The sequence below is a fragment of the Pseudomonas sp. GW821-FHT09A09 genome (genome assembly GCF_059418405.1).
In genome coordinates, this window is the sequence record NZ_JBWKPU010000044.1 from 1 (window position 1) to 23,264 (window position 23,264).

General features: G+C 64.0%; 8 protein-coding genes. 2 read left to right on the plus strand and 6 right to left on the minus strand.

Annotated features, from left to right (window positions below; translation table 11 throughout):
- Positions 1–274: 274 nt before the first annotated feature.
- The 5 genes from AC07OV_RS27040 to tkt all read right to left on the minus strand — a co-directional run bounded on the left by AC07OV_RS27040 (position 275) and on the right by tkt (position 19,550).
- Positions 275–12,553 carry a filamentous hemagglutinin family protein gene (locus AC07OV_RS27040; RefSeq protein WP_495093323.1) on the minus strand — a complete coding sequence of 4,093 codons (12,279 nt, stop codon included), beginning with the start codon at positions 12,551–12,553 and terminating at the stop codon, positions 275–277.
- 211 nt (positions 12,554–12,764) lie between these two features.
- Positions 12,765–13,946 (minus strand): substrate-binding domain-containing protein, encoded by a 1,182-nt coding sequence (locus tag AC07OV_RS27045; RefSeq protein WP_176999068.1) that lies wholly within the window; start codon positions 13,944–13,946, stop codon positions 12,765–12,767.
- A 449-nt stretch (positions 13,947–14,395) separates the two neighbouring features.
- Positions 14,396–15,607 (minus strand): type II secretion system inner membrane protein GspF, encoded by a 1,212-nt coding sequence (gene gspF / locus AC07OV_RS27050; protein WP_495093324.1) that lies wholly within the window; start codon positions 15,605–15,607, stop codon positions 14,396–14,398.
- On the minus strand, positions 15,607–17,025 hold the full coding sequence (gene gspE / locus AC07OV_RS27055; protein WP_495093325.1) for a type II secretion system ATPase GspE: 1,419 nt from the start codon (positions 17,023–17,025) through the stop codon (positions 15,607–15,609). Before gspE ends, gspF begins: the two co-directional genes overlap by 1 nt.
- A 476-nt stretch (positions 17,026–17,501) precedes the next feature.
- The gene (tkt, locus tag AC07OV_RS27060; protein ID WP_495093326.1) at positions 17,502–19,550 is read right to left on the minus strand and encodes a transketolase; all 2,049 of its coding nucleotides are present in this window, start codon (positions 19,548–19,550) and stop codon (positions 17,502–17,504) included.
- 174 nt (positions 19,551–19,724) lie between these two features.
- Here tkt and AC07OV_RS27065 point away from each other — a divergent pair, with 174 nt between their 5' ends.
- Positions 19,725–19,949, plus strand: coding sequence for a DUF465 domain-containing protein (locus tag AC07OV_RS27065; protein ID WP_494999068.1), 225 nt, complete (start codon positions 19,725–19,727; stop codon positions 19,947–19,949).
- A gap of 154 nt (positions 19,950–20,103) precedes the next feature.
- On the opposite strand, the gene hglS is transcribed toward AC07OV_RS27065, so the two are convergent.
- Positions 20,104–21,480, minus strand: a complete 1,377-nt coding sequence (gene hglS / locus AC07OV_RS27070; protein WP_495093327.1) for a 2-oxoadipate dioxygenase/decarboxylase HglS — start codon at positions 21,478–21,480, stop codon at positions 20,104–20,106.
- A 287-nt stretch (positions 21,481–21,767) separates the two neighbouring features.
- On the opposite strand from hglS, the gene AC07OV_RS27075 reads away from it, so the two are divergent.
- A complete protein-coding gene (locus tag AC07OV_RS27075; protein ID WP_494999070.1) occupies positions 21,768–23,177 on the plus strand; it encodes an OprD family outer membrane porin in 1,410 nt (469 codons plus the stop codon).
- Positions 23,178–23,264 lie beyond the last annotated feature (87 nt).

Sequence of the window (23,264 nt, forward strand, 5' to 3'; positions counted from 1 at the left end):
GGCAGGACGCCGGGTTAGCCGTCCTGGGCCAAGGATGGCCCATGACGGCGGCCCACGGATTCAAGCCGGAGAGAGGGCACACCGAGCCTAAGCGAGGTGCCGAGTGTTGGGGCAAGAGCGTTTTGCTTACTTTTGCGCTGTTCAAAAGTGAGCCGCTGTAAGAGCGGAACCATAAGCGGCCGTTACAAAAGCAACGGATATGTACTCAATCCCCCAAAAAAAACGGGGCAATCAAAGATCACCCCAAAGGTACATCGAGAGGCCCTTCAAAACCCTACAAACTGATCTGCCTGCGCTCCTCATCCGTCAACCGCACCTGCGCCTGTTCACTCAACGGCCCCGCGCCCAACACCTGCACCGGACTGTCCGGGTTGTAGCTGGAGGTTTTAGGCTTCGCCGACGACTCCTGCGGCAACGGTTCAGTACCCAGGCTCAACACTTCGACGGTCATGATCGACGGCCGCCCCTGCTTCGCCGCCGCCTGCTGGCTACGCGCCGCATCCTCGGCCGCCTGGGACGCCGCCGCCCCCGCCGCACTGGCCGAACTCATGGCCCCGGTGTTCACCGCCGCCGCAACCGGCACCCCGGATGAATTGCCCTGGGTCTGGATATTCGCCGCGTTCACCACACGCAAGGCCGCGATGTTGACGTTGCCGGACACCCGAATCCCCGCCTCGCCCGCATCGATGGTGCCCAACGGCGCGATCAGGTCGATGTCCCCCGCCGGTACTTCCGGGATCGGGTTGAGCGTGGCGATCCCCGCACCGGTACTCGGCACGGCCGGCGACAGGCCCACGTTGCCCCAGTTGTCATAGACACGCTTGGGCGGCGTGTACACCACAGTGGTCTTGGAGCCGCGCCCGGCGTTGATGTCGCCCTCGCTGGTCCAGCCCATGATCGAGCCACCGAAGGTGGTCATGATGCGGCTCTGGCCCAGCAGGATGCTGCCCAGGGAATACAGCTGGATATCCCCGGCGCCCTGAGTGATCACCCCGGCCGTGGCCGGTGGTGCCGCGCCTTCGATGCCGAAGGTCTGGCTGCCACCCGGTGTGAGCATCTGGATCGAACCGCCGAAATTGGTGTGAACACCCGCACCACCGAACATCGTGATGTCGCCTTTGTAGGTGATCGGGTTACCCGCCACGTCGTGGCTGGGGAACAACGCTGCAATGGCAGCCCGGCCGCGCACATAGCTGCCCTGGCGCGCACCGCCCGCCTGGGTGTACTCGCGGCCGGCGGCCTTGAGTTCGGCGAAGTACACATCGCGGGCAAATACCCGTTGCTGTTCGGCAGGCAGCGCCGCGTAGTAGGCACGCGCCTGCTCGGCGTCGCCGACAAAACCGAAACGCTCGACGAGCCAGCCGACCAGTTCGTTTTCGTAGGTCTTGGCGACCTTGCCTGCCTGTATCGACTCACCGGGTTGCGCCAGGTTGGCGGGGTTGAGGTAGGCCTCGACGAAGCGACGGTAATCCGGCCCGTCTGGCCCCACGCCCGCCTGCAGGACGATGCTGGCGCCCGGTCGGGTATCGCCCGCTGCGACGGCGCCCAGGCTGTTGATACCGACCTTGTCCTCCATCTGGATAGTGCGCCCGGCCGTCAACTCCAAGGTGCCGGGGCCAGCCACGTTGAAGCTGCTGTAGAGGATGTCGCGGCCCGCGCTGACCACCGAAATATCAGTGGGTGCGGTGTGCACAAACAGGTTGCCGGTGAAGGTGTACAAGCCGGTGTCCGAATCGCCGCCGATAGCCCCGCTCAAACGCGTACCGCTGCTGACAATATCGCGCCCTGCCTGCATCCAGACCGGGCCGGCCCCCTCGTAGTAGGTCTGCCCGAACCGGGGGTCGTTCGACGAATAAATACTGATCGCCCTGCCGCTATTGACCCCTAGCAGGTCGCCGCTACGCGCATAGAAACGTGCCGGCTCCAAGGCCTCGGCCCAGGCCATGCTGGCTGTGTTGGGGCCAAAGGCAAACAGCGGCGACAACCCGAAGCGCGCGATGCTGCCATCGCTGGACAGGTTGCCGCTGCCAGTGACCGGGCGAAAATCGCTGCCGAACCCCACGAAGGCCGGGTGCAGGATGGTCGCCAGGCTCTGCGGGGTGGCGCTGGAACGGCTGATGGTCAGGTCGCCGCCATAGATCGAGTCACCGGCCAGCAGTTCCAGTTGCCCCTTCGCCGCGGGTGCGAGCACCAACGCTTTGAGTGGCTGCGGGGTTGCGGGATCGCTCGTCGATGCACGCCCGTAGTAGAGGCTGCCGCTTGCGGCCACTGCCCGCAAGGTGGCGGGATAGACCGCCGCCATATCCGTTTCCAGTGTCTGGGTCAGCGGCGTGAGGTTGCCCCCGGCAGAGAACAGGTCCACCGCCGTACGGTCGGTCCACAGGCTGAACCAGCTCTGGCCAATCCCGTTGACACCCGCGTTCACGTAGGCCAGGGCGTTCATCTGCGGTGCGCGTCCGGGGTCGGCGACATCCTGCAACACCAGGTCGCCTCGGGTGGCCAGGCTGAAGGTCGCATCGCCGGGCAGCAGGCTCATGCCCCCCGCCGCCAAGGCCGACGTCGAGCGCAACGGGTCGTAGGCACGCACTTCGCTGGGGCTCTGGTCCTTGAGCTGGTTGCCGTAACGCAGGGTCAGGCTGCCCAGTGCGCCACCGGTCATCTGCACATGCCCGCGCAGGTTCACCAGGGCACCATTGAGGTGATCGGTGACCACCTGGCTGGCCGGGTTCAGCGCACCGCCGACCCGCAGGTTCAAGTCACCACCGCCGGTGAGTTGCAGGCTGCCATCGGCCGCGACCCGGCCCGTGCTACCCACGGCCAGGATCAGCCCCTCGCTACGTCGGCCGATATTCTGCGCCACCGTAGGCACCGGGTTGAGGATGCCTGCGTCCCCCCCGACATCGACGTTGAGGTTGCCTCCGCCGAGGGTGCCGAAGCCTGTGAACCCCACCATCTTGTCCGACTGTTGACTGGCGACGTAGGAGCCGAAGTTGATCCACCAGGCAGTCGCCTGGGCCTGGCTGCCACTCAGGCCATTACCCTGGCGCCACAACCAGTTACCCACGTTCGCGGAATCCACCCCGAAGTCACCCAACGGACGCCCGCCGCTGATCTGCGCCGGGCTGGTGATATTGCCCGTCAGGTCACCGCCCACTTTCAGCAGCAAGTTGCCGCCCGTATCCGGGTACCACGCGCGATACAGGCTATCGGCACCACCGTTGACGAGCTTTTCGTTGCCCCCCGCGTTGGCCAGTACCTTGCCGTTGCTGCCCAAGGCGCGTTTAAGGTTGTAAGGATCATTGGCCGAGGTGCCAGTGGACGAACTGCCAGCGGTATAAACACCGAACAGCGACTCCATGCTCAGGTTACCCGCAGCCAACAGATCCAGGTCCGCTGCGCCGGTACGGATGACGCTGAACCGGGCGCTACTGCCGGCAACCAAGGTATAGGCATCCCCGTCGGTGGAACAGAACTCAGGAAAATCCGTGCAGACTTCCGGGTAGCCAATACCGACGAAGTCGATAGGTTGGCCTGTCATGCTGTCATCACCGAACCATCCGATAGAACCTTCTTCGGTCCACACCACCGCCGCCTGCCCATACATTCCGTAATGGCTGTCGGCCAACCTCAGGTTGCCACTGACCGGGTGCGGCTGCAGCAGGCGACTGTCCGCGGCCTCGGTGTCGGACCCCGCCACCAGGCGAATCGACCACGACTGCGAACCTTCCTCCAGCATCGGCGCAATCGCCCAGTTCTTGCCCTGCCGGCCGGCATCGGCAACGCGCAGTTGCACCGACTCCACACCGCCCGGCAACTTGACGTCGGTGCCAAACGGCAGCAACGCCCCACGGGGCAGCACGGTGCTGACGGCCAGGATCACGTCGGCGGCCAACGGTACGCCCTTCGGCCAAATCAGGCCGTTGACGCTTATTCTGTCGCTCAGCAGGCTGCCGGCATCCAGGACGCTGCCGGCGGCGAGCGTCTGGCTTTCGGCCAACAAGGTTCCGGCCGCGAACAGCACGTTACCCGAGGCATCCCGGACAGCTGCCGACAACACGGTGCCGGCAGGCAGCACCAGCGGCTGGCTGAGCGTCGCCGCGACCGGCAAGCGAGTACCCGCTGGCAACGACAAGGGCTTGGTCTGCAGATCGAAATTCAGCGTGCTCCCCTTGGGAAACACGGTGCCATCGGCCAGGGTCACCCCACTGCCCGGCACCACCACCGTACCGCCGGTGTAGTCGATGCCCGCACGCAGTATCCAGCCATTGTCGTCGTCCGTCTCCGATGGCGCAGCGAAGCCGTCGTTGATGCTGCCGTAGATGTTCAGGTCGCCACCGGCGCGAAGGGTCAGGCTGCCGGCTTCGGGCGGCTGGGTCGACTTGAGGCTGGCGTAGCGATAACCCGACAGGTCCAGGTCGCCCTGCACCACCAGGTCGCCGTCCGGCGTCTTGCTGATGATTTCCACGCCTGGACGCAGGTGGAAGGTGTCGCCGTAGGTGGCGTTGTTCAACCCGGCGAGCTTGTTTTGCAGCAGGTTGCTGTTGCCGAGGGCCGCGTTGATGAACGCGGTGCTCAACACGTGCTTGGCATCCAGGTACGCCTGGTCGATGGCCTGGTAAGGCTGCCCGTTAGGCGTGGCATCGGTCTTGGTGGGTGCGTCGTCGTAGGTGATCATCCCGTTGAGGGCTATGGAGCGCGCACCGTCGATGCTCAGGTGCCCGCTGGCGTCGATGGCAATGTCATTGCTGGTGCCGTCGGGTTTGATGATCCGCGGCGCGTTCAACTCCAGGGTGCCACGGCTGCGCCCGTCATTGCCGGTGGTGTCGGTACCGTGACGCAGGTCGATGCGCGCGCCGTCAGCCAAGGTCAGTTGGCCGGCACCGGAACTCAGCACAACGGTGGCGCGGTTGGGCGAGTCGATGATCTTGCCGTAGCTGTCTACCCGCAGTTGCGTGCCGTGGGCGTCGAGTACGGCGCTGCCGTCCAGGGTCAGGCCCTGCTTGGCGGCGAGGTTGATCGCGCCCACGCGTTCGCCGCTGGCGTCCACCCGGCCGGTCACGCGCAAGCTGCCGTTGTCCACCGAGACATTGACGGTATTGGCCTTGACGTCATTGCCGATGACCAGGTCGCCCTGCTTGAGCTGGAAGCTGCGGGCCCCGAACACCTGGCCCGCGTTGAGGCGCTGGTTGAGGGCCGCGAACTGCTCAGTCAACGTACCGCTGGCACCCAGGCGCTGGGCCTGGACTTCCACCGTACCGGCCAGGTACGGCACCAAGGTGCCACCTGCGTCGTAATAACCGTTGGTGCCGGCAACAATCTTGCCCGCGAGATCGACCATCCCCGCCGCGCTGTCCACGGCCACCGCGCGCAATCGACCGGCCTGGTTGTAACGGGCCGACAGGTCGATGGTCGAACCGGCTGCCTGCACGACGTTTCCTGCGCGGCTTTCCAACAGCACTTCGCCGCCCGCGCTGTACTTGGTCAGGTCGTTGAACGGGATGGCGCGACCGGCGACGTCAATCAAGGCCGCATCGGTCAACACCACGTCACCCCGAGCGCCCAGAGTCACCTTGCCGCTCGGCAATACCACCGCAGTGGCCAGGCGAATGCTGTCGCCCTGCAAGGACAACTCGGCGCCGATGCCGTCGACTTTGCCCACCGGGCCCGCCGAAGCGCTCACATCGATCGCGCCACCGGCAGTGATGCGGTTGACCGAACCGGCTTCGCCCGTCATCAACGGCGTGAGGATATTCAGGTTGCCACCGCTGTAGGAGAAGCCCTTGACGGCATCGTAGGCGCCCTGGCTCTGGTACACCGACAGGCTGCCCTTGTGATTGGCGGTGATGCGCTCGCTGGCAGTGAGGTTAACGTTGGCAAAGCCCAGGGCCAGGCGGTCGAAGGACTTGGTGGTGCTCGGTTGGGCGAAAGCCCCATAGCCGAACTCGATGCGCTCGGCATTGATGTCCAGGCGCCCGCCGCCCGTGCCAGCACCGCCGCCCACCACTGCGCCCGGCGCGGCATCGGTGCCCTGCCAGATCAGGTTGGCGGTGTGGATGGTCGCCACGTCATTGGCCCCGCCGGCGCCATAAATCGCCGGTGTGGAGAGCATCAGGTTGCTCAGCAGGGACTTGCCGGTCACGGCGTCATAGGTATCCAGGGTGGTGGTGCCGTAGAAATTGAGGCTGTCGCGCGCCGACAGTTGCAGGGTCTCCAGGGCCGGCGCACCGAACTGGGTATCGCCGCGCAGCAGGCGCTCCAGTACTTGCTGGTTGAGGGTCAAGCCCGCTGGCAAGCGATGGCCTGCCGCCGCGTCGGCCAGGGCTTCGGGGCTGCCAACGTTGATGCTGGACACCCCGAGGTTCAGGTGGCGGGTGCCGTAGCGCACTGCATCGCCCATCTGCAAGGTGCTGTCGGTCAACGCGACGATCGTGCCTTCGGAATACAACGCGGTCTGCCCGCTGCATGGCGCACCACTGCACCCGCCCAGCTCGATGCCGCCACTGGTGCCATTGGAGGACGGCGACGCAACGATATTGAGCAAACCGTTGGACACTGCCAGGACATTCGCCAGCTTGTAGACAAAACCGTCGCGGGCGTCATAGCTGGCCTTGCCGCGACCGATCGTGTTGATCGACGCACCTTGTTCCACGGTAATTTTGCCGGAAGTGGTTGCCAGCATGACCTCCGGTGCCGCCAACGTCGCGCCCTCACGCAAAACGATGGAGCTTGAGGCCGCGTTGGTCAGGCCGATGTAGTTGCCGCCCTGGCCATACATCACCACGGTCATGCCACCGACCAGCAGGCGAGCAGCACCCAGGGCATTGAGGCTGTCGGCCTCCACGCTGATGCCGCTGAAACCCGCGGTGGCGCCCTTGCCCGCCGCGACAATTTCGATGTCCTTGTCAACGCCCCGGCTGGCGTTGGTCAGCGCCACAGTGCCGCCATAGCCACCCTCGGCCGCGTCGAAGCGACCGATGCCCTGGAACGAAAAGGCGTCCGTGCCCGCACCTGAGCGCAGGTTCAGTTGCAGGGTTTTGGCGTCCACCGGCAGCAAGGCACGGGGCACGCCCAGCCGCGCGGCATCGGCCACGGCAAACTGGGCGTAGCCGGTTTCGTTATATTGGGAGTAACGGCGCAGGGTATCGGCCGAGGTGAGAATTACCTGGCTGAGCGTGCTGTTGCTGATGCCGGTATTGGCAATGGACAAGCGCCCGGCGGTAGACCAGGAGCCATTGCGCAACGCCTGGGCCGAACCGTCGCTGCCCAGCCCCGCCAGGCCGTTGATTTCCACGCGGAAGGCGCCGGGCATCAAGGCATAGTTGGACGGCATCAGCGTGTAGGTACCTGCCGCCAGGCCCGGTACGCCGGCACCGATGGTGATCTGCTGGCCAATCAGCGGATCCACCGCGCCGCCCTCCGGCGCCACCGGGGCGTAGCCAGGTTGTACACCCGGCACAATCGCGTAGATCGGGTTGGTGCCCAGCCCTGGCAACACAAACCCGCCCGTGGCACCAAACTGCACCAACGGGTTGTAGCGGGCATCTGTGGAGCCGCCGCGACCGGAAATGAACCCGGCCCCGAGCAGCTCACCGCCACCGGACAGGTCCACGGTGGCGTCAGGCATGACCTTCAGTGTCTGACCACCCAGCACAATCCCCACATTGAGGCTGCCGTTCTCGTTGGGAATGGCGCCCTGGCCCAGGAACGTCACCGTCTTGCCGTTGTACTTGTAGACCTGGCCATCCACCGTGCCGCCATAGGGCAGCACCAGGCCCTTGCCGCTCACCGAGGTCAGGCTGCCGGGCAGCAATTCGACGTGGCTGGTGCCCAGGTTGCCGATCTCGATCAACCCCAGCGGTGCACGCACCACCCCGCCCTGCTTGATGGTCGGGCCGCCCAGTTGCAGGCGGCCAAATGCCGAGTAAGGCACTGCTGCGTTGCTGTTGCCGGTGCGCGCGATGGTCAAGGTGCGGGTGGGGTCGAAGTTGAAGCCCGAACCGTCGGCCGCCGCCTTGTTCAGGTAGCCGGCCAACACCCTGGCGCCGACTTCGGTGGTCGGGTACAGCTGCGCTGCACGCAAGGTCAGGTCGCCCCGGGTCAGCAACTGCGTGCTGATGCCCTGTGCGATCACATCCGCACCGGCCCCGGCCAGGAAGCGCAGGTCACCCTGGCTGTTCAGTTGCACATCATCGAAGCCACGACGATCAACGCTCACCTTGCTGGCGTCGCTGCGTGTCAGCTCACTCGTGTTGCCAAACAGCACGTTGCCGCGCACGTCGATCAGGTTGCCGCTGGCGTTAAACACGGCTTGGCTGGCACGTTGCGACATGTTGGAGGCCAATACCGGGTGCAGGTATTGGTCCTTGCTCGGGTCCAGCGGTGCCAGGATGCCCGCCAGCAACAGGTAAGGCGCCGACAGGTTGATGCGCGACTGGGCCGCAGCGTTTTCACTCAGGCCCATGGCGCCGCTGTACAGGCGCAGGCTCTGGCCCATGTTCAGCGAGACGTCGCCGTCAAAACTCAGCAGGCCGTTGCTGAGCAAGGCCAGGTTGTCGAAGCCACCGGCGCGGACCTGGTCCACCCCGAGGCGAGCGTGGCCGTATTCCAGGTTGCCGGCCGCATCCTCGGCAGTGCCCGGCAACACGCTGCCTTGATGGGTTTGGCTGATCACCAGTTCGCGAACGTTGAGCACCCGGTCGGTCACGGCAGACTTGAGGTAGTAAGGCGTCTCCAGCGCCAGCGACAGGCTGCCGCCTGCAGCACCGGCCCCGCCAGCCCGGGCGACAACGCTGCCATCCAGGTACAGGCCATTGTTGGACGCCAGGCTGATGCTGCCGCCATTGCTGGCCACCTGCACGCGGCCCTGCCCCGGAATATCCAGGGTTGCGCGGGTGCCGGAAGCGTCCAGGCGTGCCCCTTCACGCACCACCACGAACAAGTCGCTGGCCTTGGCAATGCCGGTGGCCAGGTCGATGTCGCCGCCGATGCTGATCTTGCCGCCATTGCGTACCTGACCGTAGTAGCGGCCACGGTTGTCCACGGCGCTCACGGCCCGGGCGGCCACATCGATCAGCGCCTGCTCGCCAATCCAGATCGAACGGCCATGGCCTGCCGCATTGGCTGCCTCGGAGCCGACTGCGGTGAGGCCGCCCAGAGTGACGTTGCCACCCCAGGCATTGAGGGTGCCGTTCAGGGTCAGTTGCCCGACGCTGCGCAGGTTGATGCCCTGGCCCGGGTCGACATTGATCACCGCACCCTGGCCTACCACCAGACTGGTCGTGGCCAATTCGGCCGCCGTCGATTCCTGCCGTCCGGCCGTCAGGGTCAGGCTGGCGCCACGGCGCTGGGTCAGCACGCCCTTGGTCGCGTCCTCTTGATACAACGCTGGCGTCCAGCGCTCCAGGGCCGCAGCCGGGTCGCTGCCACTGGACGTGGCGGACGTCTGCTCGCCTGCCCGCAGGACCGGTGTGGTGACATCCACCCGCGTGCCATCGGTGACCAACAGCCCTTCGTTGCCGGCGATGTCATAGGCCGAGAAACCCTTGTTGAAGAAATCGCCGCCCAGTTTCAACGTGTCGGCGGCGGGCGCCGTGGCACTGTCACCGATCTGCACCTTGCGCGCTTGCAACGCCAGGGTGCCGCCACCGTTGACGCCATACCCGCGAACTTCACCGTTGAGCCCCAGGGCGCCGAGCGCACCAAGGGTCACGTCGCCGCCCTTGCCGCCGCTGAGCTTGCCATCCACACCCAGGGTGGCGCCGGAAGACGCGTCCACCACGCTACCCGCGGCGAGGTTCACATTGCCGGAGCTGCGCAACGACACTTTGCCGCCGTTCACATACGCCACGCCGTCACGATTGTTCGGGTCCAGCAGCAGGTTGTTCCAGCGCCCGGTGGCATCGAGCTTGACCCCAGTGGCCACATCAAGCCGCCCACTGCCCGCCAGGATCACATCACCGACGGTATTGCCCGAATTGAGGTTGACCTGGTTGAGGATGTTCCCCGCGTTGATGCTGCCGCCATGGGCCGTCAGGTTGGCGTTGATGGATACCCCGGGGCCGTACAGCGTGATGTCGCCACCGTCAGCCACCTTGAGCGCACCGTTGACGGTGATCTGTTGCTTGGCACCGACCTTGATCGCGCCCAGTTCCAGGCCGTTGAGCGAGTCGCTGTCGAGCACCATTTTGCCTTGGCGATCGGCCGGCAATGCGGTGCCGAGGTCCAGGCCATCGGCGATTTTCTGAGTATTGCTGTCGATCAGTACCTCATTGGTGCTGGCGCCCAAGGCGTAGCGCAGCGTGCCAGTGGTCTTGTTGTAGATCGGGATGTACTGGCCAATGATCAACTGCGCGCGCTGCGCCCCGGCCTTCTGGGATTGCTGGTAGCCGTCGAGGTTGATGTTCGGTGCCTGGGTCTGGCGATCGCCCTGGAACACATCGCTGATCACCTGGCCTTCGAGCACTGCGCTGGTGGTGCCGATCACCAGCTTGCCGGCATCACGCCCCACGGTATAACCGGCCTCGTAGCGGCGTTGCGGGGCAATCAGCGGGTTGTAGTAATACGCCGTCTGGCCCCAGCGTGCGCTGGCGTCCTCAAAACCCTTGTAGAACCCGGAATACAGGATGTCCCCTGGTGCCTTGGACAACTCATACAAGCGCCCATCGGGGCCTTTGAGCCAGGTCTGCTGGATATACCCGGCCTGCACATCCACGGTACCGCCCGACAGGTTGATCTGTGCGCCCTGTTGGGTCACCACTTCTTTGCCGGTAAAGGTCACGGTGCCGCCCTGGGCCATCCACTCGCCCACCGAATGCCCCTGGGTGCCAAGGTAGCCGCCCACCTCCAGCAAACCGCCGGCGGTGTACCACCGGTCCGTGGCATAGCCGTTGGTGCCGGCCGGCACGAACACCAGTTCACGCAGATCGACCCACACATCGTTGTTGATCAGTTGCCCGCCGTCGCGGTTGACCGGCGCATCGCGCTGTTCGTTGCCCTGGACGTTGATCTTGATGTTGTTGGATTCCATCGACACCTTGACGCCGACCGCACCCGACACGTCGATCTTCGCCCCATCACGCACCAGGCTGCGCTGCCCGGCACTGACCGCCACCTGGCCACCGGTGGCCAGGGTGATCGAGCCCTTCTGGAAATCCACGGTGCCGCCGCTGACGATCTCGATGCGCGACTGGTCGGTGCGGTCGACCACAGCACTGAGGTTGTTGAACTGGCCGGTGATCTGGTTGGCGGGCGTACCGTCGAGCTTGATCAAGCCATTGTTCTTCTGGCTGTCGAGGGCGGTGCTGCCGCTGCTGTCCAACAGGATCGCGGTAGTACTGCCCTCGCCCAGGGTCACGCTACCGGTGGTGTCGGTGGCGGAGTTGAGCAGGTGGATCGTGCCGCGCGTATCCACCGAGGTGCTGGCCAGGGCCACGCCGTTCTGCTGCACCTGGTGCCCGGTCAGGGTGATGTCACCGGTGGAGGCCATGATCAGCCCATTGTTGGTGACTTTGCCGGCCGTGCTGCCGGCTTTGAGGCTGGTAGCCACCTCGTTGCCCCGGGTAGTGGAGCGGTCATTGCCGGTGGTGCTGACACCCTTGCGAATATAGAAGCTGTCGCCAGCTGCCAGGGTGGTCTGGCCCTTGGCCGTGATGATGGTGCCGGCGTTTTCCACTTCGGCACCCAACAGCAAGGCATACCCCCCGGCATCGGTGGACGTGGCCGGGTTGTGGGTCTGGATCAGCGCACCCCGCTGTACTTCGACCTTGCCCGCTGCATCGGTGAAGGTCGGCTGGGTGCCCGTGGCGTCGACGTAGAGGCCACGCTGGGTGAACTGGTCATCGGTGATGGTCGCGGCGGCGGCCACCAGGTTCCGCACGTTGACCTGGCTGGTGCCGCTGAAGACCACACCGTTGCGGTTCATGATCATCACGGTGCCAGCGCCGTTGATCTGGCCCTGGATCTCGCTGGGGCGTGCGTCGGGGTCGTTGACGCGGTTGAGCACCGCCCAGTTGGACTGCTGCTGGAAATCGACCGTGGTGTTGCGCCCGACGTTGAAGGTCTCCCAATTGAGGATCGCCTTGTCGGCGGTCTGCTCGATGGTCACAGTGGTCTTGCCGCCGGCCTGGGTCTGTACCGGGCCCTTGGCGTTGGTCCAGCCTTGGGTCAGGCTGTTATCGACTTGCAAACCGCCCTTGCCGAGGCCGTCGGGAATGTTCGACACCTGGCCGAACGCCGCCTGGCGCCCCGCCGCTTGCGCCGCCTGTTGGGCCGCGATTGCCGCGACACTGGCATTGAGCGTGCTGATGGAGCGCGACAACTGCTGGTTGACCTGCGCCTGCTGGTTCAACGACGGAATCCCCGGCACCTGCCCCGCACCGGTACGGGCTGCCGTCGCCGCCTGGCTCGCGCCCTTGGCCGCGAACCAACCGGAACTGAACGCCGAAGCCGCGTGGGCGTTGCCCGCCACCATCAACAAGGCAATGGCATGGGCCAGGGGCTTGAGGCGCAACACGGGGTGGGCTTTGCGGTTAACCGGGGGTTTGCAGCGGACCATCGGGCATCTTCCTTCGTTGTTTTCGTGCGGGGGCCATCAGGCACGACAGGCTCACGTATGAGAGTTAGGCGGTTGGCGAGGGGCGCGACTGAACTTCTGTCATGCAAAGTTCATAAAGGCCTGATAACGGGTTGAAAACCGCACCCACGCAAAAATCAGCAACGGCGCAGGCCGTTGCTGATCAGGTGTTGCAGGTCTTTGAACGCTTGGGTTACAGCGGACGACCGATACCGTTGCAGACGTTGGTGTTGCCGATGCTCAGGGCGTTGCTGGCGGTCAGGAAGCTACCGCGGATAGCGGCTTTCCAAGCGGTTGGCAGCGGCACGAAGGCATTGGCGGTAATCGCGGCATCGTTGTTGGCCGATGCGCCGTAGTGCTTGGTGAAGAAATCACGCACTTGGGTGGTTTGGGTAGCGTCGGCGTAGCACTGGCTGAAGATCAGGTTGGTGAAGCCCAGGATCGGGTAGCCCGACGTTGGGTAAGGCACGACACCAGCGGTGTTGGCTTTACCGAATACTGGCACCCAGGCGTCTGGTTTGTCGCGGTCGGTAGCGGCAGGCAACGGTACGGCGTTGATGGCGGCCGATACGTTGGCAGCAGCAGGCGAAACGCCTTGAACGTTAGCGGCGACATCCTTGCCTACGCGAGCAACCTTGGTAGCGTCGTCCAGGCCAGCCAGGGTTGGCGCGGCAAAGTCTGGGCTCATGTAGGTGATACCGCCGTCGGCGCCAGCCAGGGCAGTCATCACGCCTTGGCTGCCAGTGGCAGAAACAGCGCCGGCAGGCAGGCCACCGGTGTAGCTGGTGCCGAAGGTGGTGGTGACGTTGAAGGTACCGGTTTCAGCGCACTTGGCGTTGAGGAAACGGGTGAACAGCTCGGTAGTGCCGCTGCTTTCGCTGCGGTAAACCACTTTGATCGCACCCGTACGACCGGAACCGGAGATGCCGTTCCAGTCAACGATACGGCCCGAGAACACACCGCACAGCTCGTTGACGCTCAGGTCAACGGCTGCAGTACCGCTCTTGTTGAACGGGATAGCCACGGCGGTGCCCACGGACGGCACCTGGATCAGCTTGCCCCAGGTCGGTTGCTTGGCAGTCGCGTAGGTCGACAGTTCAGCGGTGGTCAGCTTGGAGTCGCTACCGGCCCAGTGCACATTCTTGTCAGTAACGCCGGCCACGAACTTGGTGTAGTCATTGTTCAGGAAGGCAGCCTTGCCGTTGCCGCTGCCGACGCCGATGTAGGGAGCGAAGCCGGCGGTGAGTACGCCGGAAGTCTGGTACAGCGCCTGTGGCAGGGTAGCGCCGCCGCCGTTGATGTCAGCCATTGCAGCCTGGGCCGAACACAGTGCAGCGAGGGTCATGGATACCGCGAGAACGTTGCGCTTAAACATGAAGAAGCTCCTTTCGTCGTGTTTGTACGTTTGGGGTAGATGGCTCTTGCATGACGCCATGGCTCCAATCCCAAGCCGTGTACTGGGGGTGACTGGGGGGTGAAACCATGGGAGAGAAAGTCGCAGTTTCCGATGACGGTTGTGGGAAAAAACCTCGGGAGAAAGGCGTTGATTTTTAAAAAGATTCTCGGGTGTTTTGGTCATCGTTTTGAGCGGTTTGGCGGGAGGTGACAGCGAGGTTTCAGGCGGGTTTGCTGGAAGCGGCGTAAACCGGAAAATATGACGGAATGAGGAACCCGAGGATGAGAGATTTGGCGACGGGAGCCAAAAAGGCACCGCGGAAAAAACCGTAGGAGCCGGCTTGCCGGCGATCGCGGTGGGTCCGTTTCGAATGAGCGAGCAGACAGGTCGCAATCGCCGGCAAGCCGGCTCCTACAGTATCGGTGCAGTCAAGTGACCAGTTGGTTGATCTCGATGATCGGCAGCAGCACCGCCATCACGATCACCAGCACCACCGCGCCCATCACCACGATCATCAGCGGTTCGAGCAACGCGGTCATGCCCATGGCGCGCCGCTCGATGTCGCGGGACAGGGTTTGCGCCGCACGCTCCAGCATCGGCGGCAGCGAGCCGGTTTTTTCGCCGCTGGCAATCAGGTGGATCAGCACCGGCGGGAAGACTTTTTCCACGGCCAGGGCCGGCGCCAGGTTGACACCTTCACGCACCTTGGCCGTCGCATCGTTGACGCTCTGGCTCAGGCGATCGTTGGACAAGGTCTGGCGCGCCGCCTCCAGTGCGCGCAACAGCGGCACACCGGCGCCGCCGAGGATCGCCAGGGTAGAGGCGAACCGTGCGGTATTGAGGCCCAGCACAAAGCGCCCGATCAGCGGCAAACGCAGCACGCGGCTGTGCCAGTTCAAACGCGCCACAGGGTTGCGCAGGTACAGGCGCCAGCCCCAGAAACTGCCGACGATCCCGGCAAAACACAGCCAGCCCCAGGCGCGAATGAAGTCACTGGCGTTAAGCATCGCCAGGGTCAGTCCCGGCAAATCCTGGCGCGCCTGGGAAAACGCGCTGACCACCTGGGGCACCACGTAGCTCAACAGGAATATCACGATGCCGATGGACACCAGCCCCACCACGCCCGGGTAAATGAACGCGGTGAGGATCTTGCCCCGCAGGTTGTTGCGCTCTTCGATGTAGTCGGCCAGGCGCTCCATCACCTGGGCGAGGTCACCGGACTCCTCCCCTGCCGCGATCAGCGCCCGGTAGATCGACGGGAAATCCCGGGGCCGCGCCGCCAACGCATCGGCCAGGCGCATGCCGCCACGCACATCCGCGCGCACCGCGCTCAAGGTCTGGGCGATGTGTTTTTTCTCGGCCTGCTCCACGGTCGCACTCAGCGCCGCTTCCAGTGGCAGGCTCGCCCCCAGCAGGCTGGCCAACTGGCGGGTGGCCCAGGCCAGGTCGTTGTCCGACAGTTTGGCGGCGAACAGGCTGCTGCCGGCCGCCGATTGTTGGTTGCCTTCGATTTGCACCAGCAACGCGGTCAAGCCACGGCTGCGCAAGCTGGCAAACGCCGCGCTCTGGCTGTCGGCTTCCACATGCCCTGCCTCGACTTTGCCGCTGGCATCGGCGGCTTCATAGCGATAGCGATTCATCAGGCGTCCCGTGTCACACGCAGGATTTCTTCCGGCGCGGTGGTGCCGCTGCGCACCCAGCGCTCGCCGTCTTCACGCATGCTGAACATCCCGGCACGGCGCGCAGCCACGCGCAGGTCCTGCTCACCGGCGCCCTGGTGGATCAGGCTGCGCACATCGTCATCGACGCAGAACAATTCATGGATACCGGTACGGCCGCTGTAGCCGACCTGATTGCACTGGGCACAGCCCACCGGGCGCCAAGTGCCAGGCGCAGCCGGGTCTTCCTGCTTGCAGTGCGGGCACAGGCGGCGCACCAGGCGCTGGGCCAACACGCCCAACAGCGACGAGGCCAGCAGGAACGGTTCGACGCCCATGTCGATCAGCCGGTTGACCGCCGACACCGCGTCATTGGTGTGCAAGGTTGCCAGCACCAGGTGACCGGTGAGCGAGGCCTGCACGGCGATTTGCGCGGTTTCCAGGTCGCGGATCTCACCGATCATGATGATGTCCGGGTCCTGGCGCAGGATCGCGCGCAAGGCCAGGCCGAAGGTCATGTCGATCTTGGCGTTGACCTGGATCTGGCTGATGCCCGGCAGGTCATACTCCACCGGGTCTTCCACGGTGAGGATGTTGCTGGTACTCGCATCCAGCCGCGCCAGGGCGGCGTAAAGGCTGGTGGTCTTGCCGCTGCCGGTGGGGCCGGTGACCAGCACGATGCCGTGGGGTTGGCGGATCAGCGTGTCCAGGCGCGCCAGCAAGTGCGGCTCCATGCCCAGGGTTTCCAGCTGCAGGCGTCCGGCTTGTTTGTCCAGCAGACGCATGACCACGCGTTCGCCATGGCCGGTGGGCACCGTGGATACCCGGATGTCGATGGGTCGCCCGGCCACGCGCAGGGCAATGCGGCCGTCCTGGGGCAGGCGTTTTTCGGCGATATCGAGTTGGGCCATGATCTTGATGCGCGACACCAGCGCGCCGTGCAGGGCCTTGCGGGGCGAGACCACGTCACGCAGGGTGCCGTCGACGCGGTAGCGCACCACGGAGTGGGTTTCGTAGGGTTCGATGTGGATGTCACTGGCTTCGTCGCGCGCGGCCTGGGTGAGCAAGGCGTTGATCATGCGGATCACCGGGGCGCCGTCCTGGGTGTCGAGCAGGTCGGTGACTTCGGGCATGTCTTGCATGAGGCGGTCGAGGTCGACCTCGTTTTCGGCGGCGCCCACCACGGCGGCGGCACTGCCGGTGTCGGCGTAGGCGCTGGCGAGCAGGCCGTCGAGTTCGTCGTCACGTACGTGGTCGATGGGGGATTGGCCGAACTGGCGTTGGACTTCGCTGATGGACCAGCCGGGGGTTGAGGGGCACACGGTCAGCAGGTGGCCGGCTTCGGTGGGGCGCAGGAGGATGCGTTGGGATTTGGCCCAGGCGTAGGGGAGCAGGCTCATTGGTTTGGCCCTGTTTTGTGTACATATCCGTTTTTTGGGTAACGGCGGCTTAGGGTTCCGCCCTTACGGCGGGTCACTTTGGAAAAGCCCCAAAGTAACCAAAGGGCTCTTGCCCCAACACTCGGCACCTCGCCTAGGCTCGGTGTGCCCGTAATCCGACAGTGATTTGGGGGGCCGCCGCCACGCGCCATCCATGGCGCGGGGCGGCTAAACCGGCATCCCTGCCGGTTTACCCCCCAAATCCCTGCCGAATTCCGGCCAGCGTGTTTGACGGGGCGCCCAAGATCAAAATCAAGATCAAAAGCAAAAGCACAGCGGCCTGACAGCCGGCTTGAGTGGTGTAGATCAAGAGCGAACGGCGCGCTTTCTGTGGGAGCCGGCTTGCCTGCGATGGTCGTTAACGAAGACGCGAAACCCCAGGCAGAACGCGGCGCCCTCGGGTTCATCGCCGGCAAGCCGGCTCCTACAAATGTGGGTCAGGGCTGCTGGACCTGTTGCTTGGCTTGTTTCACCACATTTTCGACGGTGAAGCCAAACTTCTCCTGCAACTTGGCCAAGGGTGCCGATGCGCCAAAGCTGTTCATCACCACCTTGGCCCCGGTCTGCCCGACATAACGGTCCCAACCCAAGGGACCGGCCTGTTCCACCACTACCCGCGCCTTGATCGCAGGGGGCAGCACGCTGTCGCGGTAGGCCTGGTCCTGGTCTTCGAACAGCTCCCAGCTCGGCATGGACACTACCCGTGCGGCGATGCCTTCGGCTTTCAGCTGCTCGTACGCTGCAACGGCAAGGCTCACTTCGCTGCCTGTCGCCATCAGGATGACGGTGGGGTGGTCGTCACTGGCCAACACATACGCGCCCTTGGCTGCGCCGGATGCTGGCGCGTAACGCGTGCGGTCCAGTGTCGGCAGCGCCTGGCGCGACAGCACCACGCAACTGGGGCGATGGGTTTGCGCCAGGGCCACTTTCCACACTTCCAGGGTTTCATTCGCGTCGCCCGGGCGCAGGGTCAGCAACCCTGGCGTGGCGCGCAACTGCGTGAGGTGTTCGATGGGTTGGTGCGTCGGCCCGTCCTCACCCACGCCAATCGAGTCATGGGTAAACACGAACACCACCGGCAATTCCATGATTGCCGCCAGGCGAATCGGTGGCTTCATGTAGTCGCTGAACACCAGGAACGTCGAGGTGTAGGGCCGCAGGTACGACAGCGCCATGCCGTTGGCAATCGCGCCCATGGCATGTTCGCGGATGCCAAAGTGCAGGTTGCGCCCGCTGTAGTCGTCGGCACTGAAACGCCCGGCACCGTCAAAGGTGAGGTTGGTCTTGGTGGACGGTGACAGGTCGGCCGAGCCCCCCAGCAACCAGGGGATGTGCTGTGCGAAGGCATTCAACACCTCGCCACCGGAGGCGCGGCTGGCAACGCCTTTGGCGTCTGTGGCGAACGTGGGCTGTCCCGCCTGCCACTGCTCGGGCATTTCCCCGGCGCGCATGCGCTGCAGTTCATCGGCCAATGTCGGCTCAAGCTGGGCCAGGGCCTGGTTCCATTGCGCGTACAGCGGCTCGGCACGTTCGTGCAGCGCATCACGCAATACCGTGCGCGCGTCGTCGGGCACCAGGAAGCTGGAATCCTGCGGCCAGCCATAAGCGGCTTTGGTCAGGCGGATTTCTTCCTCACCCAGCGGCTCACCGTGGGCAGAGGCGGTGTTGTGCTTGTGGGGCGAGCCGTAGCCGATCACGCTGTCGACCACGATCAGGGTCGGCGCGCCGGTGTTCGACTGGAAGGTGTGCAGCGCCGTGCTCAGGGCTTGCAAGTCATTGGCATCGGTGACGTGCAGCGTGTGCCAGCCATAGGCCTGGAAGCGCTTGATCACGTGCTCACTGAACGCCAACTCGGTGTGGCCTTCGATGCTGATGGTGTTGTTGTCGTAGATCCAGCACAGGTTATCCAACTTCAAGTGCCCGGCCATGGAGGCGGCTTCGCTGCTGATGCCTTCCATCATGTCGCCGTCGCCGCACAGGGTGTAGACGTTGTAATCGAACAGCACCTGGCCGTCGCGGTTGAAGCGCTCGCCGAGCCAGCGCTCGGCCATCGCCATGCCCACGCTGTTGGCGCAGCCTTGGCCCAGTGGGCCGGTGGTGGTTTCCACGCCGGTGGTCATGCGGTACTCAGGGTGGCCCGGGGTCTTGGAGCCCATCTGGCGGAACTGCTTGATGTCGTCCAGGCTCACCGCCGGCAGGCCGGAACGCTTGCCGTGCGCGTCAATCTCCACCACACCCGCCAGGTGCAGCAGCGAATACAGCAGCATCGACGCGTGCCCCACTGACAGTACAAAGCGGTCACGGTTGGGCCAGTCGGGATGCTCGGGGTGGTAGCGCAGGAACCGGCTCCACAGCGTGTAGCCCACCGGCGCCAGGCCCATGGGCGTGCCCGGGTGGCCGGAATTGGCCTTTTGCACGGCGTCCATGGCCAGGGTGCGGATCGTGTTGATGCATTGGGTGTCGACAGCGGTGGCAGCGTGAGTCATGAAACCGGTCTCCCTCGGGTGGCGATCTACAGTGGAGGGCAGGGCGACGCAAAGGTTTGATCGCGTTGCCGGTGCCGCGACGAACGGAGGGAATTGACCTCGAACATGACAAGACCCACTGCAATGGGCTAGCTTCAAGAGCGTAGGCCATTGATCAACGTGCGGAGGTTTTCCATGCCAGTGAAACACGACCTGTATCAGGACTTGGGGTTGAGCAAGTCAGTCGTTCACGAACGCAGGGCGAGCGACAAACGCCTGGACTCACTGCTCACCCAATACGACGCAGCCGATGGGGAGGTGCTCAAGGCAGAGTCGGCCAGCGCCAGCGATGAGGACGTGGAAAAACTGAAGAAAAAACGGCTGTTGATCAAAGACAAGATCGTGGAGCAGTTGGGCTGAAGGGATGTCCGCGCCTACACGGCGCGGACATATTTGTTCAGAATTGTCTGAAGGACAGGGCGCTTTTGACTCTCTATGATGCGCCCCGCCCACCTGGCTCTGGGGACTGTTGCGGCGCAAGGATTGCGCTGGTGAGCCAGGTGGGCACCTTTCTTCAAGCCAGCAGCGCCCGCGCGCATTCGTCTATCGAGCGCTGCTGCGTTTCGCCATACAGCTTCAATTCATCAATCGTCTGACGGCCCAGCGCCTTTTCGAATTCCACCTGGTTGGAATTGGCCGCGTAGTGACTCTGCGCCGCATCCCCCAGGTTGGACTGGAAGATCCCCGCCGCGCTCACCGGCAAGAAATCCTCGTACACCAACGGTTCCACATCAATGTGGCCGGCCGCAATCAGCGCCTCCAACGTACGCGGCTGGTCGGTGTTGCCACGGGCGGCCACGCCCTGTTCGGTGGCGAAGTAGCGGAAGTACGCCAGGCCCTGTTCACGCATCTGCGCATGGTTGTCGGGGAAGGCCTGGAAGTGTTGCTCCATCAATGCCATATAGCGCGCCGCGTTGCCCTCGTTCGGGAAAGCACCCAGTTCATCACGCGCCGCATTCAGCAACTGGTCGTACAGCGCTCGGCCCTTGGGGGTCAGCGCGACGCCGCGTTGTTCGATCTCGCCGAAGCGTGCGCTGTGGCTGCCTTGGGCGTCGGTGAAGGCGATGGGTTCATCCAGGGCCTTGAAGCTGGTCTGGCGCAGCAGGATCGGGCACTCACGGCGCGGCGGGCCTTCGATCACCGCCTTGGGGGTGATGCCTTTGCCGGGCATGGCGGCCTGCACCTGGTCGATGTCCAGGGTGCGCGGGGTGAGGTGGTTGATGTGCGGGCCCTTGAAGGCCACGACATCGGCGATCAGGCGGTGCTGGTCGCTCAGTTGTTGGTACTGCGCGCCGGTCACGGTCGCGGTGTGGTGCCAGCGGAAGGTTTCCAGGGCCTGGCGGATGAACTCATCGGCGTCTTCGGCGTTGAGGCCGCCGTGCGTTTCGGCTTTCTCGATCAAGGCCAGGGCGCCAGGGGTGAAGATCGAGCGCTTGGCCAGGGCGGTTTCGGCGAAGCTGCGCAGTTCGAGGTTTTCGATCAGCTCCAGGCGCAGCAACGAGGTGAACACGCGGAACGGGCTGGTTTGCAGCGCACGCTCATGCACCGCGCGAAAGGCCGTGGAATGCACGGGCACACCGGCTGGCGTCAGGTCGTAGTAGCCCACCGGCTGCATGCCCATCACGGCAAACAAGCGGCCGATGGTGGCCAATTCATAGGCGGTGCCCAGGCGGATGGCACCGTGGCGTTCCATGTCCAGGCGCTGGATCTCGCCGGTGCGGCGCAGCTGTTGCGCCAGGCCCGGTTCGCGGTCGAGGACGCGGGTATTGGTCTCGGCCACCAGCTCCATCAGAGCGCCGTAAAGTGGAACTTCATCTCGGTACATGTCGGACATGGCCTTGGAGAAGCCTTTGCGGATGTCGTCGGGGCTGACATGTGCGGTGGTCGGCATAGAAAAATTCCTGAACACGGTGGAGTGGGGCATGGCCTATGTCTGGATTTTGTTGGGCTGGGCCTGGCCGTGCAAACGAAGAATCCTCAGGACTTCATGCTGAAAATGAATGAAATGACGCAAATATGACAAAAAACGCCAGCTTGAAAATTTCATTTTTCGAGGACTTTCCTAACTAATTCTTCACGAGGAGCGCCCCGGTCCTCATGAAACAATCGTCACGTTTGTAGGGATGAAAGCTGTTCTGCACACACCGCACATAAAAATATGTTTAGGGGCTGTCGTTAATGAAAATTTCTACACTGGCGTTATCCATCACCGCCGCCTTGCTTGCACAGCAAGCCAGCGCCGATGATTTCGGGCTCGGTTCGCTGGGCACGGGGAACGGTCACAGCGGCTTTCTGGAAGACAGCCACGCGGCTATCAGCTCGCGAACCATGTACTACAGCGCAGACAACCGCTCGGGGACGGCGAATGATCTGCGTGAAGCGGCCACCTTGCTGCGCTTCGACTACAAATCCGGCTACACCCAGGGCACCCTCGGGGTCGGTTTTGATGTGATGGCCTTCGGTGCCTTGCGTCTGGACGGCGGCGATGGCCACACCGCAGGCCCAGGCCTGGCCGGTAACGGCAACAGCTTTTTCCCAACCAAGAATAACGGCACTGAACCGGCCGACAGTTTTGGTCGCGCTGCGGGTAACGTGAAGTTCCGCATCTCCCAGACCGAATTGCACGTGGGTGGCGGTTTGGCCCCGGTGTTGCCGATCCTGGTGTCCAACGACAGCCGTGTGGCGCCGCAGACCTTTGACGGCGGCATCCTGACGTCCAGCGACATTCCCAACGTGACCTTCACCGGCGGTGAGCTGAACCATGCCCAAGGGCGTGCTTCCAGCAACTCTACTGGCCTGAGCGTTGCCGGCGCGACCCGTGACAGCAACAGCTTCAAGTTTGGCGGCCTGGACTACAAACCGTTCGGTTCTTCCGACAACGCCATCGCTAAAAACCTGACGTTGCAGTACTACTACGCCGACCTGGAAGACTTCTACAAACAGAACTACTTCGGCCTGGTACACGTGCTGCCCCTGGGCAACGACCAGTCGTTCAAGACTGACCTGCGCTACTTCGACAGCACCAGCGACGGCAAGAACGGCTCCGCCGGCTACGCGTTCAACAACAACGGCGGCTATGCCAAGCACGCTGGCGAAGTGGACAACAAAACCTACAGCGCTGCGTTCACCTACCAGTTGGGTGGCAGCAGCCTGATGCTCGGCCACATCGGCGTGAGTGATGACGGCGGCTTCGTCTGGGTCAACCAGGGCAGCATCGCGGACCCGAACGCCCAAGGCGCCGGTGGCAGCGACTTCTACCTGTTCACCGACGCCGTGGTCGGCCAGTTCTCCCGTGCGGGCGAGCAGGTCAATTTCGGTCAGTACTCGTATGACTTCAAAGCCTACGTGCCTGGCCTGAAAGCCTCCATCGCTTACCTGGACGGTACTGATATCAAGTCCAAGGTAGCCGGCGGTGCTGATCAGAAAGAAAACGAAACCGACTTCCGTCTGGACTACGTGGTGCAGGAAGGCCCGCTGAAAGGCTTTGGCACCACCTTCCGTACAGGTACTTATCACGGTCACAACACCGGCACGGCCGATCAGGACCAAACGCGCCTGATCTTCAACTACACCTACGCGATCTTCTAAGAACGCGCGCGGAAACTGCGCAACTGCGCAGCGCCAAAAAACTGCAGGCCGCCTAATCAGCGGCCTCAGTCTTTTCTGGGCCAGGGT

Coding starts and splice junctions, on each gene's coding strand:
- gspF (WP_495093324.1), bottom strand. CDS start 15,607: ATGAATCGCTATCGCTATGAAGCCGCCGATGCCAGCGGCAAAGTCGAG.
- gspE (WP_495093325.1), bottom strand. CDS start 17,025: ATGAGCCTGCTCCCCTACGCCTGGGCCAAATCCCAACGCATCCTCCTG.
- AC07OV_RS27075 (WP_494999070.1), top strand. CDS start 21,768: ATGAAAATTTCTACACTGGCGTTATCCATCACCGCCGCCTTGCTTGCA.
- hglS (WP_495093327.1), bottom strand. CDS start 21,480: ATGCCGACCACCGCACATGTCAGCCCCGACGACATCCGCAAAGGCTTC.
- AC07OV_RS27045 (WP_176999068.1), bottom strand. CDS start 13,946: ATGTTTAAGCGCAACGTTCTCGCGGTATCCATGACCCTCGCTGCACTG.
- AC07OV_RS27040 (WP_495093323.1), bottom strand. CDS start 12,553: ATGGTCCGCTGCAAACCCCCGGTTAACCGCAAAGCCCACCCCGTGTTG.
- tkt (WP_495093326.1), bottom strand. CDS start 19,550: ATGACTCACGCTGCCACCGCTGTCGACACCCAATGCATCAACACGATC.
- AC07OV_RS27065 (WP_494999068.1), top strand. CDS start 19,725: ATGCCAGTGAAACACGACCTGTATCAGGACTTGGGGTTGAGCAAGTCA.